The organism is Lysinibacillus telephonicus, assembly GCF_003966145.1.
Lineage (GTDB): Bacteria > Bacillota > Bacilli > Bacillales_A > Planococcaceae > Ureibacillus > Ureibacillus telephonicus.
The window spans coordinates 47,520-64,096 of sequence record NZ_RXNR01000005.1 but is presented as its reverse complement, the minus strand read 5'-3'; the positions used below and the strand labels follow the sequence as shown (position 1 = coordinate 64,096).

At 36.5% G+C, this 16,577-nt stretch carries 15 protein-coding genes; 13 read left to right on the top strand and 2 right to left on the bottom strand.

Annotation, left to right across the window (positions count from 1 at the left end):
• Positions 1–99: 99 nt before the first annotated feature.
• Positions 100–351, bottom strand: a complete 252-nt coding sequence (rpsT, locus tag EKG35_RS02785) for a 30S ribosomal protein S20 (RefSeq protein WP_126292793.1) — start codon at positions 349–351, stop codon at positions 100–102.
• Positions 352–514: 163 nt separating this feature from the next.
• Between rpsT and gpr the strand changes: the two genes are divergently transcribed.
• The 3 genes from gpr to lepA all read left to right on the top strand — a co-directional run bounded on the left by gpr (position 515) and on the right by lepA (position 4,749).
• Positions 515–1,543: a GPR endopeptidase gene (gene gpr / locus EKG35_RS02780; protein ID WP_126292792.1), complete on the top strand. Its 1,029-nt coding sequence runs from the start codon at positions 515–517 to the stop codon at positions 1,541–1,543.
• A 48-nt stretch (positions 1,544–1,591) separates the two neighbouring features.
• On the top strand, positions 1,592–2,470 hold the full coding sequence (gene spoIIP / locus EKG35_RS02775) for a stage II sporulation protein P (protein ID WP_126292791.1): 879 nt from the start codon (positions 1,592–1,594) through the stop codon (positions 2,468–2,470).
• A 446-nt stretch (positions 2,471–2,916) separates the two neighbouring features.
• On the top strand, positions 2,917–4,749 hold the full coding sequence (gene lepA, locus EKG35_RS02770) for a translation elongation factor 4 (protein ID WP_126292790.1): 1,833 nt from the start codon (positions 2,917–2,919) through the stop codon (positions 4,747–4,749).
• Between the two features lie 210 nt (positions 4,750–4,959).
• On the opposite strand, the gene EKG35_RS02765 is transcribed toward lepA, so the two are convergent.
• Complete coding sequence (locus tag EKG35_RS02765; RefSeq protein WP_126292789.1) at positions 4,960–5,220, bottom strand: hypothetical protein; 261 nt, start codon at positions 5,218–5,220, stop codon at positions 4,960–4,962.
• A gap of 811 nt (positions 5,221–6,031) precedes the next feature.
• Here EKG35_RS02765 and EKG35_RS02760 point away from each other — a divergent pair.
• The 10 genes from EKG35_RS02760 (at position 6,032) to EKG35_RS02715 (ending at position 16,557) form a co-directional block, all read left to right on the top strand.
• Positions 6,032–6,358: a hypothetical protein gene (locus tag EKG35_RS02760; RefSeq protein WP_126292788.1), complete on the top strand. Its 327-nt coding sequence runs from the start codon at positions 6,032–6,034 to the stop codon at positions 6,356–6,358.
• Positions 6,359–6,772: 414 nt separating this feature from the next.
• Positions 6,773–7,912 carry a radical SAM family heme chaperone HemW gene (gene hemW / locus EKG35_RS02755; RefSeq protein ID WP_126292787.1) on the top strand — a complete coding sequence of 380 codons (1,140 nt, stop codon included), beginning with the start codon at positions 6,773–6,775 and terminating at the stop codon, positions 7,910–7,912.
• A 94-nt stretch (positions 7,913–8,006) separates the two neighbouring features.
• Positions 8,007–9,041, top strand: a complete 1,035-nt coding sequence (gene hrcA / locus EKG35_RS02750) for a heat-inducible transcriptional repressor HrcA (RefSeq protein ID WP_126292836.1) — start codon at positions 8,007–8,009, stop codon at positions 9,039–9,041.
• A gap of 13 nt (positions 9,042–9,054) precedes the next feature.
• Entirely contained in the window at positions 9,055–9,627 is a 573-nt protein-coding gene (gene grpE / locus EKG35_RS02745) for a nucleotide exchange factor GrpE (protein ID WP_126292786.1), read from the top strand.
• A gap of 86 nt (positions 9,628–9,713) precedes the next feature.
• Positions 9,714–11,549 carry a molecular chaperone DnaK gene (dnaK, locus tag EKG35_RS02740; RefSeq protein ID WP_126292785.1) on the top strand — a complete coding sequence of 612 codons (1,836 nt, stop codon included), beginning with the start codon at positions 9,714–9,716 and terminating at the stop codon, positions 11,547–11,549.
• A 984-nt stretch (positions 11,550–12,533) separates the two neighbouring features.
• Positions 12,534–13,655 carry a molecular chaperone DnaJ gene (gene dnaJ, locus EKG35_RS02735; RefSeq protein ID WP_126292784.1) on the top strand — a complete coding sequence of 374 codons (1,122 nt, stop codon included), beginning with the start codon at positions 12,534–12,536 and terminating at the stop codon, positions 13,653–13,655.
• Positions 13,656–13,709: 54 nt separating this feature from the next.
• Complete coding sequence (gene prmA / locus EKG35_RS02730; RefSeq protein ID WP_126292835.1) at positions 13,710–14,648, top strand: 50S ribosomal protein L11 methyltransferase; 939 nt, start codon at positions 13,710–13,712, stop codon at positions 14,646–14,648.
• A gap of 82 nt (positions 14,649–14,730) precedes the next feature.
• Positions 14,731–15,474 (top strand): 16S rRNA (uracil(1498)-N(3))-methyltransferase, encoded by a 744-nt coding sequence (locus EKG35_RS02725; RefSeq protein ID WP_126292783.1) that lies wholly within the window; start codon positions 14,731–14,733, stop codon positions 15,472–15,474.
• Between the two features lie 274 nt (positions 15,475–15,748).
• The gene (locus EKG35_RS02720) at positions 15,749–15,931 is read left to right on the top strand and encodes a hypothetical protein (protein WP_126292782.1); all 183 of its coding nucleotides are present in this window, start codon (positions 15,749–15,751) and stop codon (positions 15,929–15,931) included.
• A gap of 11 nt (positions 15,932–15,942) precedes the next feature.
• Positions 15,943–16,557 carry a GNAT family acetyltransferase gene (locus EKG35_RS02715; protein WP_126292781.1) on the top strand — a complete coding sequence of 205 codons (615 nt, stop codon included), beginning with the start codon at positions 15,943–15,945 and terminating at the stop codon, positions 16,555–16,557.
• Positions 16,558–16,577 lie beyond the last annotated feature (20 nt).

Sequence of the window (16,577 nt, the reverse complement as noted above, 5' to 3'; positions counted from 1 at the left end):
CTATTTAAAATTATACTGAGTAGCTTCCCGTAATAAATAATTCTTAGCTAATGAAAAAAGACCAATTACCAATAAAGGTAATTGATCTTTACAGTTTCATTAGTTAGCTTTTTTAGCTAGACGTGATTTTTTACGAGCAGCTGCGTTTTTATGGATAAGACCTTTAGAAGCTGCTTTATCAAGAGCTTTGTTAGCTGCTACAACTAATTCCTGTGCGTTGTCTGCACCAGCAGTTAAAGCTTGTTCAGCTTTTTTAATAGTAGTACGCATTGCAGATTTTGCTTGAGAGTTAGCAACGTTTGCTTTTTCAGCTACTTTTACACGTTTAATTGCAGATTTAATGTTTGGCATATCTTTCACCTCCTAAATAAGGTACGAGATGAGTTATCTTCTCACTATTTCATTTGTTAATACAACAAAAATCATTCTACCAAACGATGAGTATAATTGCAATACATAAATGCAAAGAATATTTACTTGACAGATTGTCAAACATAATAGTGAGGTGATAATTATGATAGAAGTGAATTGGAGTAGAACCGATTTAATCGACGAATCGAAGGAAGTAGTAGAGCATCAGACCAGGCAGCAAAAAGAAGCGCTACATGATACGAGCGGCGTCTCGATTGATGAGTTTAAGGAGAACAGGGTAAAAGTCACAAAGGTTATTGTTGATAAAAGAGGGCAGGAACAAATTGGAAAAAAAGAAGGGACATATATTACACTCTCTGTTCCAACATTAACAATTGATGACCACAACGGTTTTGAGCAACTAGAAAAATCCTTTACTAAGTATCTTGATGATATCCATAAAGATATAAAAATCAATAAAGATAGTAAAGTTCTTGTAATAGGATTGGGAAATAAAACGATTACACCAGATGCGATTGGGCCTTTTGCCATCGATTCAATGCAAAATGAGCAATCTGAAAATCCAAGCGATCATTTTATTATGTATGCTCCAGGTGTTACGGGTCAAACAGGGTTCGAAACGAGCGACTTTGTTCATGCCTTAACTGAAAGAATTAAACCATCGCTCGTCTTAGTCATCGATGCTTTAGCTACAAGGGGAAGCTCTAGACTTTGTAAAACGATACAAATTACTAATACAGGGATACATCCTGGCTCCGGGGTTGGTAACCAGCGAACTGAAGTTTCAAAAGAAGTATTAGGTGTTCCTGTTACAGCAATTGGTGTTCCGACTGTTGTTGATGCAACAGTAATTATTGCGGATGCAATCGATAATGTATTCCGTTCTATTGCTGCGAAGATAGAAGAAAAGGGCAAGCCGTCAGGAAAACTTTCTGTTACTTCATGGACGCCGGAATCAAATTCAAGAGTAGATTTAAATTTAATAAAACCTATCTTTGGTGAATGGTCAACTTGGTCAACTGATGATCGACTCAAATTATTTGAGGAAGTGTTTGCAACACATCCTGAGAGATTGATTGTTACACCAAAAGAAGTAGATGTTTGGATAACAAAATATTCAATTCTCATAAGTAAATGCTTGTTTAAATGGATGAATCATAAAGTTCACTAGTTCTAAAATTTCTCTTCTCTCCATAAGGTAGTGGAAGGAGAGGATGTCATGTTAAAAAAAATACAAGTTCTATCAGTTTTTCTATTTTTCTTTTTCATGTTGCCAATTATTACCGGACTATTGCCTTTTCCAAACAACGAAAAATATGAGCCCCCTAAACCTGAAGAAAAGCAAATGGTCTATGCATCAACAGAAATTACAGAAACAGAGCCGAAAGCGACAGATATTTCACCAACAATGGATCCATTTGATGTATTGTTTGTTTTCACGCATTCTCATGAAACCTATAAGCCTTACGCTGAAAGTGAAAGTGGCACCATCGCGGTCTATGATGATCAGGCTAATTTATTCACAATGTCTAAAGTGATGGAAGACTATTTTCGACTAAATGGTTTAAATGCAAAAACACTTGATGTTGATGTTATGTCAGTTATGCAGAAAAAAGGAGTTACGATGTCAGCAGCATACGATACAGTCAGACCATATATAAGTAAGGAATTAAAAGAAAATAGCTATGACCTTATTTTAGATATACATCGTGATGCAACACGTGCTGATAAAAGTACAATTAAGCATAAGGATGTCAAGTATGCAAAAATTGCGTTTGTCATAGGTGCTGAAAATCCAAATTATAAGTCTAATCTTTCCTACGCCAATGCGTTAAATCAGTCTATAAATAAGATTATTCCAAATATATCGAGAGGAATAATTGAAAAGAAAGGCGCAGGAGTAGATGGGGTTTATAATCAAGATTTATCTAAAAACCTATTGCTAATCGAAATTGGCGGGATTGATAATACAGAGGATGAAGTGTATCGTACGATTGCTGTTTTAGCACAAGCAATATCTAAAACATTCGTTAATGATCAAGTTGCTAACGCCGATAGTCAAGCTCTATCACCAGCTAACAAAACTTCTGATTCTTGAACTTTTGTGTTTTTTCACTCCAACATTGCTAAAGTTAATGTCTGACTGCTATAATTCAAATTAGTTTAGCCTTTTTTACTTGAATAAGAAGTATAAAATATTTAGAAAACTGTTATAGTAAGCTCGGCCTCTCTAGTTGAAGGCTCATTTCGTGGGCAAGGCGAAAAAATTGCTGAGATACACACGAAATGAGATGTCGGCTGGACTAACGGTGTACGTTCACGAGCAGACGCATTTTTTTGGGGCGGGCTTACGCTTTTCTAAGTAGGGTTTTAACAACATGAGTTATAAGTAACAGTAATTGAAATATTCAGCAGTGCTGACTTTATACTGATGAAGGTTAAAGCCTCCAGCGTATGCCTTTGACTGTTATCACCTAAAAGGCATTAATTCTACAATTTTTAGTAGAATACGCGGAGGCGTATTTGATTAGGAGTGGACACGACATGAATCGAGAAGAACGTTTAAAACGACAAGAAAACATACGGAATTTTTCAATCATTGCACATATCGACCATGGGAAATCTACTTTAGCTGACAGAATTTTAGAGAAAACAAAAGCATTAACAGCTCGAGAAATGAAAGCGCAGCTATTGGATTCAATGGATTTAGAACGCGAACGTGGTATTACAATTAAGTTGAATGCCGTACAGTTAAAATATCAGGCTAAGGATGGACAAACATATACTTTCCACCTAATTGATACACCAGGACACGTCGACTTCACATATGAAGTATCAAGAAGTTTAGCTGCATGTGAAGGAGCGGTACTGGTCGTCGATGCGGCACAAGGAATTGAAGCACAAACTTTAGCAAACGTATATTTAGCTCTAGATAATGATCTTGAAATTTTACCTGTAATTAATAAAATTGATTTACCAGCAGCAGATCCTGAACGTGTACGTGGTGAAGTTGAAGATGTAATCGGCCTTGATGCATCTGAAGCAGTACTTGCATCTGCAAAAGCAGGGATTGGCATCGATGAGCTGTTAGAGCAAATTGTCGAAAAGATTCCTGCACCAATGGGAGATCCTGATGCACCATTACAAGCTCTTATTTTTGATTCGCTATATGATGCTTATAAAGGGGTAGTTACTTCTATTCGAATTGTCAACGGTACCGTAAAACCAGGAGACAAAATTCGGATGATGGCAACTGGTGCTGAATTTGAAGTAGTAGAGGTTGGTGTACATACTCCAAAAATTACTCCGGTGGCGGAATTAACTGTAGGGGATGTTGGATATTTAACTGCCTCTATTAAGTCTGTAGGCGATACACGAGTAGGGGATACTATTACTTCGGTAACGAATCCTGCAAGCGAACCATTGCCAGGTTATCGTAAATTAAATCCAATGGTTTACTGTGGTCTTTATCCGATTGATACTGCAAAATACAATGACTTGCGCGAAGCCCTTGAAAAATTGGAATTAAATGATTCGGCTCTGCAATTTGAACCTGAAACGTCTCAAGCACTTGGCTTTGGTTTCCGCTGTGGCTTCTTAGGATTGCTTCATATGGAAATCGTTCAAGAACGTCTTGAACGGGAATTTAATATTGATTTAATTACAACTGCTCCATCCGTTATTTACGATGTAAAATTAACTGATGGCACGTCTTTAAGAGTGGACAACCCTTCAATGATGCCGGATCCACAAAAAATTGATCATATAGAAGAGCCTTATGTAAAGGCAACAATTATGGTGCCAAATGATTATGTTGGTGCGGTAATGGAATTGTGTCAAATGAAGCGTGGAACTTTTATTGGAATGGACTATATTGATACAACGCGTGTAAGCATTCAATATGAAATTCCACTTTCAGAAATCGTATATGATTTCTTTGATTATTTAAAATCAAATACAAAAGGCTATGCTTCTTTTGATTATGAATTAATTGGCTATAAACCATCAAAATTAGTAAAAATGGATATCCTGCTAAATAGTGAACAAGTCGATGCTTTAAGTTTCATCGTACACCGTGACTTTGCATATGAAAGAGGTAAAGTTATTGTTGAGAAGCTAAAAGAACTCATTCCACGTCAACAATTTGAAGTACCTGTTCAAGCAGCTATTGGGCAAAAAATTATTGCACGCTCAACAATAAAAGCGATGCGTAAAAACGTGCTTGCAAAATGTTACGGAGGAGATATTTCACGTAAACGTAAACTTCTTGATAAACAAAAAGAAGGTAAAAAACGTATGAAGCAAGTAGGTTCCGTTGAAGTTCCTCAGGAAGCATTTATGGCTGTGTTGAAGATGGATGACAATAATAAAAAGTAATATACCAAGGTTTTATCGAGTTTTCACTCATTTAAATATTTCTAAGGCAGCGGATATATCCCGCTGCTTTATTAATTAAGGAATTAATAATATCGGCAGTTTTCTATTACCATCCTATTAGATAAATGGACATAGCAATCTTCAGTTACAGTTGATTTGCTATGTCCAAATTTTTTATGTACGGTTTTATTTTTATACCATTTTATACATTTAAATTCCCATGCTTTCAAGTCGCTTCTTTATTTGTTTTATTTCTCTAGAGAGATGATCAATCTGTGATTGAAGATTGCTATTATTATTGTTATTAATGTTTTGGTTACTTTGCTGTGCTTCCTGTATTGCAAGGGCGGCAGCAACTGTTGCAAGGCCATCACCAAGAGTAGTTATTAATGCTGCGATTAGTGCAAGTTGTGCAGCTTGACTTTCAGAATTAGTATTTTGAGTTTCTTGGTTAAAATTTTGATTTTTCATTGAACATCCCCCATAACCCAAATATATAGACATCATATTCAATCAAACTTTTTTTTAGTGGGTGATTCACCTGGGAATAGCAAAACAGTAGGATAATCAAGTACATTAAATAATGGTAAAATATTATCATATTTGGTTTAGTGGGAGTGCAGTAGTTAAGACATTTATGCTTGAAGTTCATATCAAGGGGTGACTATTGATGCTGGCATTATTGACCTGCAAAGAAATAAACAATAAGACCGCCTTATCCAGCGGGAGGAGCGGTCTTTTGGTAAATAGTCAAACGTCAAATTATTAATTTGAATCTTCTCCAGTTCGAAGGAGTACATAAATCATAAGAACAAAAAGACTTAGAAGTATTAAAGTTATAATTACAATAAATATTACTGTCCCATCCATCCTAAACACCTCGTTGGAATTAATCCGAAATTTTTAGCCACTAAAAGCTGCTATATTTATTCTTTGCAATAATAAGTCCTAATTAAACTATTTAATTATATGACAAAATCAGTTGCCAAATAATAAAGGGCTATCATTAAGAGTTAGTAGAAGTTGAAAAATAATACTATAAAATGGTGGCTCATTACTTTTGAATTAGGTGGAATGGGAAAACATTGAGATAGGTTGTTTTTTATTGCAACACATTTATAAAATAAGGAAAAAGTGTAGTAAAAATCGTTTAAATATTGCCCTTCTAAAGGAGAAAGTATTGTAGTAAAATATATCTAACAAAATCAACTATTTTACTAAGGAATGTTTAATCTTGGTTTTTTAATACTTCATAAAATTACAGCCAAGGAGATACGAAACGATGAGAAAAAACATTGAAGTCAATATTCCAGAATGGTTTAAACAAGACGAGTTATTTGTACTTAATACAGTTGTTGATGAGGAAAATGAAGCAATTGGTGTTTTATTTGCAAGTGATAATTTTGAACAAACACGGCCATATAATCCAGTAGTAAGAGTTTATTCTATTCGTTTAAACAATGGACAATATGAACTTGAACGTGAAATTAGTGCATTTTCATTTAAATCAAAAGCTGAGGCCATTGCATTTTCGAAAAATGTAGTCTCTTATTCAGCAACAGAATTATTATTAGATATACATAAAAATCAAGTAAAAGCAGTGATTTAACTTATTGCGCAAAGTATTTTAAAGCAAACTATCCGGCTCTATTAAATATTTTAATATAAAGGGGTGCCCAGAAAGATTGATTTTCTGGACATCCCTTTTATTCTATGGTTAAGTGAATGTTTAGACAAAGTCCTATTGAGATTTCTCACACTTAACAATATTATCATCGTCTTAGAAAGGCCTTTAGCTTTGTGCGGTAAAATTGAATTTTTAAACTGAAAGGGTACAATAGAGGGAAAATGATATAATATTCGTTTAGCAGTTCGTCAAATCCGTGCGACAACGGATAACTTATTAGTACCATGCTGATCTAAAATAAAGTTGAAACGAAAGAAAAGTGACAGATGCGATAGAACTTCTGTACGAAAGTGAAGCGACAGGCATAAATGATTAAAAAGAAAGAAGGGATTACACATGGCGCGAGGTGTCTACATACATATTCCTTTCTGTCATCAAATTTGTAATTACTGTGATTTTAATAAAGTATTTTTTAAAAATCAGCCAGTTGACGAGTATATTGAAGCAATTGGAAAAGAAATTGCTTTGGCAGTTCAACAAATGCCAGAACAATTTAACGAAATAGAAACAATCTACCTTGGAGGTGGAACTCCAACAGCACTATCTGCAAATCAAATCACAAGGCTTTTGCAGCTTATAAATACATTTTTACCGACAAAACAGCTGATTGAATTTAGCTCAGAGGCAAATCCGGATGAATTATCAGAAGATAAATTACAAGCTTTAATAAATGGCGGTGTGAATCGCTTAAGTATGGGAGTTCAATCTTTTGATCAAAGTTTATTAAAAAAGTTGGGTAGAACACACTCCAATGAGCACGTTTATGAAACGATTAATAAAGCAAAACAGGTTGGTTTTCATAATATAAGTATTGATTTGATGTATGGTTTACCAGGTCAAACATTTGCTCAATGGGAAGATACTTTAGAAAAAGCGTTGCAATTAAATTTACCGCACTATTCGGCGTACTCATTAATCGTCGAACCAAAGACCATTTTTTATATACAATACGTAAAAGGGAGGTTAAACCTACCGACAGAGGATTCTGAAGCAGATATGTATGACTTATTGATGAAAAAAATGGATGAAAAGGGAATTCGTCAATATGAAATTAGTAATTTTGCGTTAGATGGACATATTTCAACACATAATAAAATCTATTGGGATAATGATGAATATGCGGGCTTTGGAGCAGGAGCACATGGCTACTTGAACGGGATTCGCTATTCAAATCATGGTCCAATAAAAAGATATTTAGAGGCGATTACAGAAGGAAAAAGACCTGTCATACATTCCCACCAGGTTTCTCAAGAAGAAAAAATTGAGGAGCAAATGTTTTTAGGGTTGCGAAAAAACGAAGGGGTATCTTTTAAAGAATTTGAAAATAAATATCTAATCCCTATGAAAAGCATTTATGGAGATATCATTCGCCAACTTGTAAATGATGGATTATTAGTTGAAGATGAAGCAGGAGTGAGACTAACTCGAAAAGGGCGCTTTGTAGGAAATGAAGTCTTTCAACATTTTTTAATGTAGAATGTGCGATTCCGTTGACATAATATGAGAGATTTGATAATTTAATTATAGCATTAGCACTCTGAACAAGAGAGTGCTAACAGAGGTGATGACAATGTTAACAAATCGACAATTGCAAATTTTGCAAGTTATCGTTGATGATTTTGTTTTTTCAGCTCAACCAGTTGGATCACGCCAAATTTCAAAAAAAGAATGGATCACATATAGCCCTGCAACGATAAGAAATGAGATGGCTGATTTAGAGGAATTAGGTTTTTTAGAAAAAACACATACTTCTTCTGGTCGTGTCCCATCAGAAAAAGGTTATCGTTTTTACGTTGACCATTTATTGCAGCCAAAAACGATGTCTATTCAAGAGATTGGATTAATTCAATCTTTATTTCAAAATCAAATTGTTGAAATGGAGCAAGTGATTCGTGAATCTGCTAACATTTTATCAGATTTAACATCTTATACTACGATATTACTCGGACCAAATGTAGGTAAGCATCGTGTAAAAAGATTTCAAATTGTTCCATTAACTGAACAAACTGCGGTTGCAATTATCGTAACGGATAACGGTCATGTAGAAAACCGTACGATTACGCTACCGAAAGGGTTTGCTCCGTCAGATATTGAAAAAACGGTTAATATATTAAATGAGCGTTTAGTAGGAGCTCCTTTAATAGAGCTGCAAAAAAGATTGGAATTAGAAACTTTTGAAGTGTTAAGACAGCATATTAATACGGCGGATTCCATAATCCAGTCATTAAAAAATGTTGTAACCGTTCAAAATGAAGGGAAAATTTACTTCGGCGGAAAAACAAATATGTTAAACCAACCCGAGTTTCACGATTTAAATAAAGTTCGCGCACTGATGGAACTAATGGATAAGGAAAGCCAAGTAATTTCATTATTCCACCCTGGTGATACTGGAATCCATATTCGAATAGGGTCTGAAAATAATCATTTAGCAATGGAGGATTTAAGCGTCATTACAGCTACTTATTCAGTAGGCAAAGAGCAGGAGGGTTCCATTGCAATCATTGGACCAACTCGGATGGATTATCAACGGGTAGTTTCGTTGCTGGATATTATTCGTAGCGGACTTTCTCGTGTGCTTTCTAATAAACTTAATGATGGGTTATAAGGAGGAGACATTCGTGTCTGAGACGACAGAAAACAAAGAACAATTAGAAGAAGTAACTGAACCAACTAATGAAGAGGTTGCTGAAAAGGTAAATGAGCAATCAGAGCAACAAGTTTTATCTGTAGAAGAGGAATTACAGGCGAAAATTAAAGAACTTGAAGCAAAACTGGAAGAAGAAGAAAATCGCTTTTTACGTCTGCGGGCAGATTTTGATAACCTGCGACGCCGTTCTCAGCTAGATCGCGAAGCGGCGGAAAAATATCGTGCACAAAAACTGCTTACAGAATTACTTCCTGTTCTTGATAATCTTGAACGTGCACTGCAGGTTGAGGTTACTTCTGAAGATGCCGTTTCATTATATAAAGGAATTGAAATGGTATATCGTACATTTATTGAAGCTACAAAACAAGAAGGTTTAGAAGCAATCGCTGCAGAAGGTGAAACTTTCGATCCTACTGTTCATCAAGCCGTAATGCAAGAATCAGATTCTGATAAAGAATCAGGAATTGTATTGCGCGAGCTTCAAAAAGGTTATAAATTGAAAGACCGCGTGCTACGACCTTCAATGGTTTCAGTAAACGAATAATAAAGCCTTTGGCTGATTTCGTAAATGTGTAATTGATAGTAAACAACACTAAATGGTGTTTAAATAATTAGGAGGCAAAATTTAATATGAGCAAAATTATTGGTATTGACTTAGGTACAACAAACTCTTGTGTTGCGGTATTAGAAGGTGGGGAACCAAAAGTAATCCCAAATCCTGAAGGTAACCGCACTACTCCATCTGCTGTTTCATTTAAAAACGGTGAACGCCAAGTAGGTGAAGTAGCAAAACGCCAATCTATTACTAACCCAAATACTATTTTGTCAATTAAATCAAAAATGGGTACTTCTGAAAAAGTGAAAATTGAAGATAAAGAATATACTCCACAAGAAGTATCAGCAATGATTTTACAATATTTAAAAGGTTATGCTGAAGATTATTTAGGTGAAAAAGTAACAAAAGCAGTTATTACTGTTCCAGCTTACTTTAACGATGCACAACGCCAAGCAACAAAAGATGCTGGTAAAATTGCAGGATTAGAGGTAGAACGTATTATTAACGAGCCTACTGCAGCTGCCCTTGCTTATGGTTTAGATAAACAAGATCAAGACCAAAAAATTCTAGTATTTGACCTTGGTGGTGGTACATTTGACGTATCTATCCTAGAATTAGGGGATGGCGTATTCGAAGTACTTGCTACTGCAGGTGACAACAAACTTGGTGGAGATGACTTCGACCAAAAAGTTATAGATTATTTAGTACAAGAGTTCAAAAAAGAAAATGGCATTGATTTATCTAAAGATAAAATGGCAATGCAACGTTTAAAAGATGCAGCTGAAAAAGCGAAAAAAGATTTATCAGGTGTAACTTCTACTCAAATTTCATTACCATTCATTACAGCAGGAGCTGAAGGTCCACTTCACTTAGAAGTAAACTTAACTCGTGCTAAGTTTGATGAAATTACACGTGATTTAGTAGAGCGTACAATTATCCCAACTCGTCAAGCGTTATCAGATGCTGGTCTTTCAGCTTCAGATCTTGATAAAGTAATTTTAGTTGGTGGATCTACTCGTATCCCAGCAGTACAAGAAGCTGTGAAAAAGGAAACTGGCCAAGAACCACATAAAGGTGTTAACCCTGACGAAGTTGTTGCAATGGGTGCAGCAGTTCAAGGTGGCGTATTAACAGGTGATGTTAAAGATATCGTATTACTTGACGTAACTCCACTTTCACTTGGTATTGAAACAATGGGTGGCGTGTTCACAAAATTAATTGAACGCAACACAACAATTCCTACTTCAAAATCACAAGTGTTCTCAACTGCAGCTGACAATCAGCCAGCAGTAGACATCCACGTACTGCAAGGTGAACGTCCAATGGCTGCTGACAATAAAACTTTAGGACGCTTCCAATTAACAGATATTCCACCAGCTCCACGTGGTGTACCTCAAATCGAAGTAACGTTCGATATTGATAAAAACGGTATCGTATCTGTTAAAGCGAAAGACCTTGGTACTCAGAAAGAACAAACTATCGTAATTCAATCAGATTCAGGATTAAGTGATGAAGAGATTGAACGTATGGTTAAAGATGCAGAAGCTAATGCAGAAGCAGATGCGAAGCGTAAAGAAGAAGCTGAATTACGCAATGAAGCTGACCAATTAGTATTCCAAGTTGACAAAACAATTGCAGATCTTGGAGAGCAAATTACTGAAGAAGAGAAAAAATCAGTTGAAGATGCTAAAGAAGAATTGAAAAAAGCATTAGAAGCTGGAGAAATCGAAGCAATCAAAACATCTAAAGAAAAATTAGAAGGTGTCTTACAACCACTTATTATGAAAGTGTATGAACAAGCAGCAGCTGCTGCACAAGCTGCACAAGGCGGTCAAGACGCTGGTTCTGAGAAAAAAGAAGACGGCGTAGTAGATGCTGACTTTGAAGAAGTAAAAGACGACAATAAATAATAAGAAAAGCGAAGGCGGCTCGCTAAACTCCGACAGGCACTGGAGACTTCCGCCAAGCGTGCTTGCACGCGCAGAAGAAAGTTGAAGTGACCGAGGAGTTAGCCGCCGCAGCTAGACAATAAGAAAAGCGAAGGCGGCTCGCTAAACTCCGACAGGCACTGGAGACTTCTGCCAAGCGTGCTTGCACGCGCAGAAGGAAGTTGAAGTGACCGAGGAGTTAGCCGCCGTAGCTAGACAATAAGAAAAGCGAAGGCGGCTCGCTAAACTCCGACAGGCACTGGAGACTTCCGCCAAGCGTGCTTGCACGCGCAGAAGGAAGTTGAAGTGACCGAGGAGTTAGCCGCCGTAGCTAGACAATAAGAAAAGCGGAGAACGCTTGTTAAGCTCCGACAACAACTGGAGGGGTTGGCAAAAGGGCTCGTTTTGCCCTTGTAGCCAGCACCGAAGTTGTCGAGGGGCTAGCGTTCATAGCTAGACATTAGAAAAGCGAACGAAGGCGGCTCGTTAAGCTACGCGTCGACGAAAGCCACACTTCCTTGTGGCACTCGTCGACAATTCATCTGTATCGAAAGCGAAGCGTCAGATGCAATTCATCTGTATCGAAAGCGAAGCGTCAGATGCAATTCATCTGTATCGAAAGCGAAGCGTCAGATGCAATTCATCTGCATCGAAAGCGAAGCGTCAGATGCATGACTCACATCGTGTGAGCCCCAACAACTGGTCGGCTATTTTGTGATTACTCGTCGCAAAAGGATTTTGTGGCAATGTCGACACAAGCAAATCCAAGTGTGTCGAAGGTACGGACGTTGTTAGCTTAAAAATTAGAGGAGCGGGTAACCGCCGACACTAGAAATGTATTTGCACTGTATAACTAAGAAAAAGAAAAAGTCAAAGACCGTTTCTCGGCTTTGACTTTTTCAATGTACAGACCTAATTGTATATGTGGTACAATATACGTTATGTAAAAAGAGCGGAGTGTGAGCGATGAGTAAACGCGATTATTATGAAGTGCTTGGAGTCAGCAAAAGTGCCAGCAAAGATGAAATAAAGAAAGCCTATCGTAAGCTTTCAAAACAATATCATCCAGATCTTAATAAAGAAGCTGGTGCTGACGAAAAGTTTAAAGAAATTGCAGAAGCATATGAAGTATTAAGTGATGATAGTAAACGTGCTCAATACGATCAATTTGGACACGAAGGACCAAATCAAGGCTTCGGCGGTGGCGGATTTGGCGGAGCTGGATTTGGAGGATTTGAAGATATTTTCAGCTCATTCTTTGGCGGCGGTGGACGTCGTTCAGACCCGAATGCACCAAGAAAAGGGGATGATCTTCAATACCGAATGAATATTTCCTTTGAGGATGCAGTATTTGGGAAGCAAACTGAGATTGAAATTCCTAAGGACGAAACTTGCGATACGTGTAGCGGCTCTGGTGCAAAACCGGGCACAAGTCCTAAAACATGTTCAACATGTAACGGCTCTGGGCAAATTAATCAAACCGTTGATACGCCGTTTGGTCGTATGGTAAATCGACGTACATGTAGCACATGTCGTGGTACAGGTAAAATTATTGTTGAAAAATGTTCAACATGTCATGGAGCTGGTACAGTTCAAAAACGCAAGAAAATTAAAGTTACCATTCCTGCAGGTGTAGATGATGGCCAACAACTACGAGTTTCTGGTCAAGGTGAACCAGGCATAAATGGCGGCCCTGCTGGAGACTTGTATATCGTCTTCAACGTGAAAAATCATGAGTATTTTGAACGAGACGGCGATGATATATATTACGAATTAAAATTAACATTCCCTCAAGCTGCACTGGGCGATGAAATTGAAGTTCCGACGATTCACGGTAAAGTCAAATTAAAAATACCAGCAGGAACGCAATCAGGTGCTCAGTTCCGTATTAAAGATAAAGGTGTTAAAAACGTTCATGGATATGGAACAGGACACCAGTATGTAATTGTGAAAGTAGTAACACCTACTAAACTAACAGAAAAACAAAAACAATTATTACGTGACTTTGCAGAAATTAGCGGTGATATACCAGAAGAACATGGTAGCTCACTATTTGATAAAATAAAAAAAACATTAAAGGGTGAATAAATGGATACGATTGTTATCCATTTTGACAAAATGAATAAGAGGAGCTGATTGCAAGTGAAATGGACGGAGTTGTCATTTTTAACAACTAACGAAGCGGTTGAAGCGATTTCAAATATTTTTCATGAAGCAGGCGCAAGCGGTGTTGTCATTGAAGATTCAACAGAAATAAACAAAGAAAGAGAAGATCAATTTGGTGAGATTTATGAACTAAATCCAAATGATTTTCCATCAAAAGGTGTAGTGGTAAAAGCATATTTGCCAGCCTCTAGTTTTTTAGCTGAAACTGTTGAAGAAATAAAGCTTGCAATCGCAAATCTTATCAATTTTGATATTAACCTTGGGGAAAATATTTTTACAACTTCTGAAGTAAATGAAGAAGATTGGGCTACTGCATGGAAGCAATATTATCACCCTGTAAAAATTTCTGAACGCTTTACAATCGTTCCGACTTGGGAAGAATATACACCTGTAAGTACGGACGAATTAATTATCGAATTAGATCCAGGTATGGCATTTGGTACGGGTACACATCCAACAACTGTTATGTGTTTGCAAGCTTTAGAAAAGGTTGTCAAAACAGGTGACGTCGTTGTAGACGTTGGAACAGGCTCTGGCGTATTATCCATCGCAGCAGCTTTGCTTGATGCGAAAAAAGTGCATGCACTAGATTTAGATGAAGTAGCTGTAAAGGCGGCACGTGAAAATATTGAATTAAATCAAGTCCAAGATATAGTGGAAGTTTTCCATGGAAATCTATTAGATACTGTTAAAGAGCAAGCTGATGTTGTCGTGGCAAATATATTAGCTGAAATCATTATGACATTTACAGATGATGCCTTCTCTATTGTTAAACCAAATGGATTATTCATAACATCAGGTATCATCACAGCGAAGAAAGACGACGTCAAAGCAGCGCTTGAAAACTCAGGCTTTACTATTGAGGAAGTATTAATGATGGAAGATTGGGTTGCGATTATTGCTCGCCGACCATAAATGCGAGGAGTTGTCCTATAGGAGGTCAACTCCTTCTCATTTTATTTATATAATTTAATTTAAATCTCCTTGGAGGTATAAAATGCAGCGTTATTTTGTACAGGATACTTTTAATGAAAATAATGAAGTTACGATTACGGGTGACAATGCCCGCCATATTTTAAAAGTAATGCGAATGCAAATAGGCGATCAAATTATTATTGTACAAAATGGAATTGCCCATATATGTGAAATTGCCGAAGCAGGTCAAGAAGTGGTAGCAAAAAGCACTGGGGAAACGATTCCATCACCGGAAATGCCAATTAAAGTTGATATTGCGTGTGGCCTTCCAAAAGGTGATAAATTAGATTTGATTACCCAAAAAGGAACAGAGCTTGGAATGCATGCTCTAATCCCATTTGCGGCTGAACGTTCCATCGTCAAGTGGGATGATAAAAAAGGTGTAAAGAAGACAGAGCGGCTTCAAAAAATCGCTCAAGAAGCGGCTGAGCAATCCCATCGTACACATATTCCCGAAATTATGAATCCCATTTCGTTTAAAGAATTAATATCCATCTTTTCAAAATATGATGCAGTTTTTATTGCAGATGAAGAGGATGCTAAAAAAGAAGAACGCACAAGATTTGCGGATAAACTAAAAAAAGTGTATGATAATGAATCGAAGTCTATTTTATTAATTTTTGGTCCAGAGGGTGGTATATCTCGTAAGGAAGCACAAAGCTTTATAGAAGCCGGTGCAATAACAATGTCTTTAGGACCTAGAATATTACGTGCAGAAACAGCTCCACTTTATGCGTTGTCTGCAATTTCATATGAATTTGAATGAAAGAGGTGTACTAGCCTTGTCAACGGTGGCTTTTCATACATTAGGCTGTGCGTGAGTAAATTATATTATGATTGCGTACAAATTCAATGAGGACAAGGTTTGAAGGCTTGGGCAATTTCTTTAAATAATGAATTGGATTACAGATATTTAGCCATATGTATTGCAAAATTACCACTTTTATTGTTTAATTAAACGTAAGTTAAAGTTATATTTACCAAAATAACCCGAATTTTATTTTTAATATTACGTATACTATTTATGAGGTGAAGCGGGTATGGCAACTAAAAGTTTTCTTACTGAATTTAAATTTTCAGCTAAGTCAGGCAAGAAAATAGTTGATGCAATTGAAAATTCTAAAACACGTGAACATGTTTTGCAGCAAAAAGTAGAGATAGTACGAGACACTGGATCTATTAACAATTTAATGGACTCTTTTTTAGGTGCTCGTAAAAACTAGGTGATGTTTAAGTGGCATTAGAAATTGTTCAATTGTATGATATGCTCCGATCCGGTAGAAGAGAGGAAGAAATTAAACAAATTCTCCTCTCTTTTTGTTCACTTCGGAACGGCGATCAAATACACGACGTTGAAGACTTTTTACATAATAAAGCAATAGAATTTGAAAAAAATGATATTGCTAGAACGTATTTAGTATTTTCCTCATATAAAGGTTATCCAGTATTAGTTGGATACTATTCACTATCCAACAAACCATTGATTATTTCAAAAAGAAACTTCTCTAAATTCAGTACAAGCCTTAAGAAGAGATTATTAGGGTTTGGTCATAAAACTGAAAGAGAAAATTATGAAATAAAAGGATATTTACTAGGTCAACTGGGGAAAAACTATTCTGAAGATGCTATAGCAACGAGAGCAGTTTCAGGAAGAGACTTGTTGGCATTAGCCACTGAATCAATGCTCCAAATACATAAGCTTGCTGGTGGACGGATATTTTACTTAGAATGTGAAGATATAGAAAAACTAAAGCAGTTTTATCATGGAGAAGGATTCCGGGAAATAGAAGATTATAAATCTGAAAATGGATACTGTATTTTTATAAGAAGAATCCATGATAAAAAGTAGATTCCTAATATTAAAGGAAT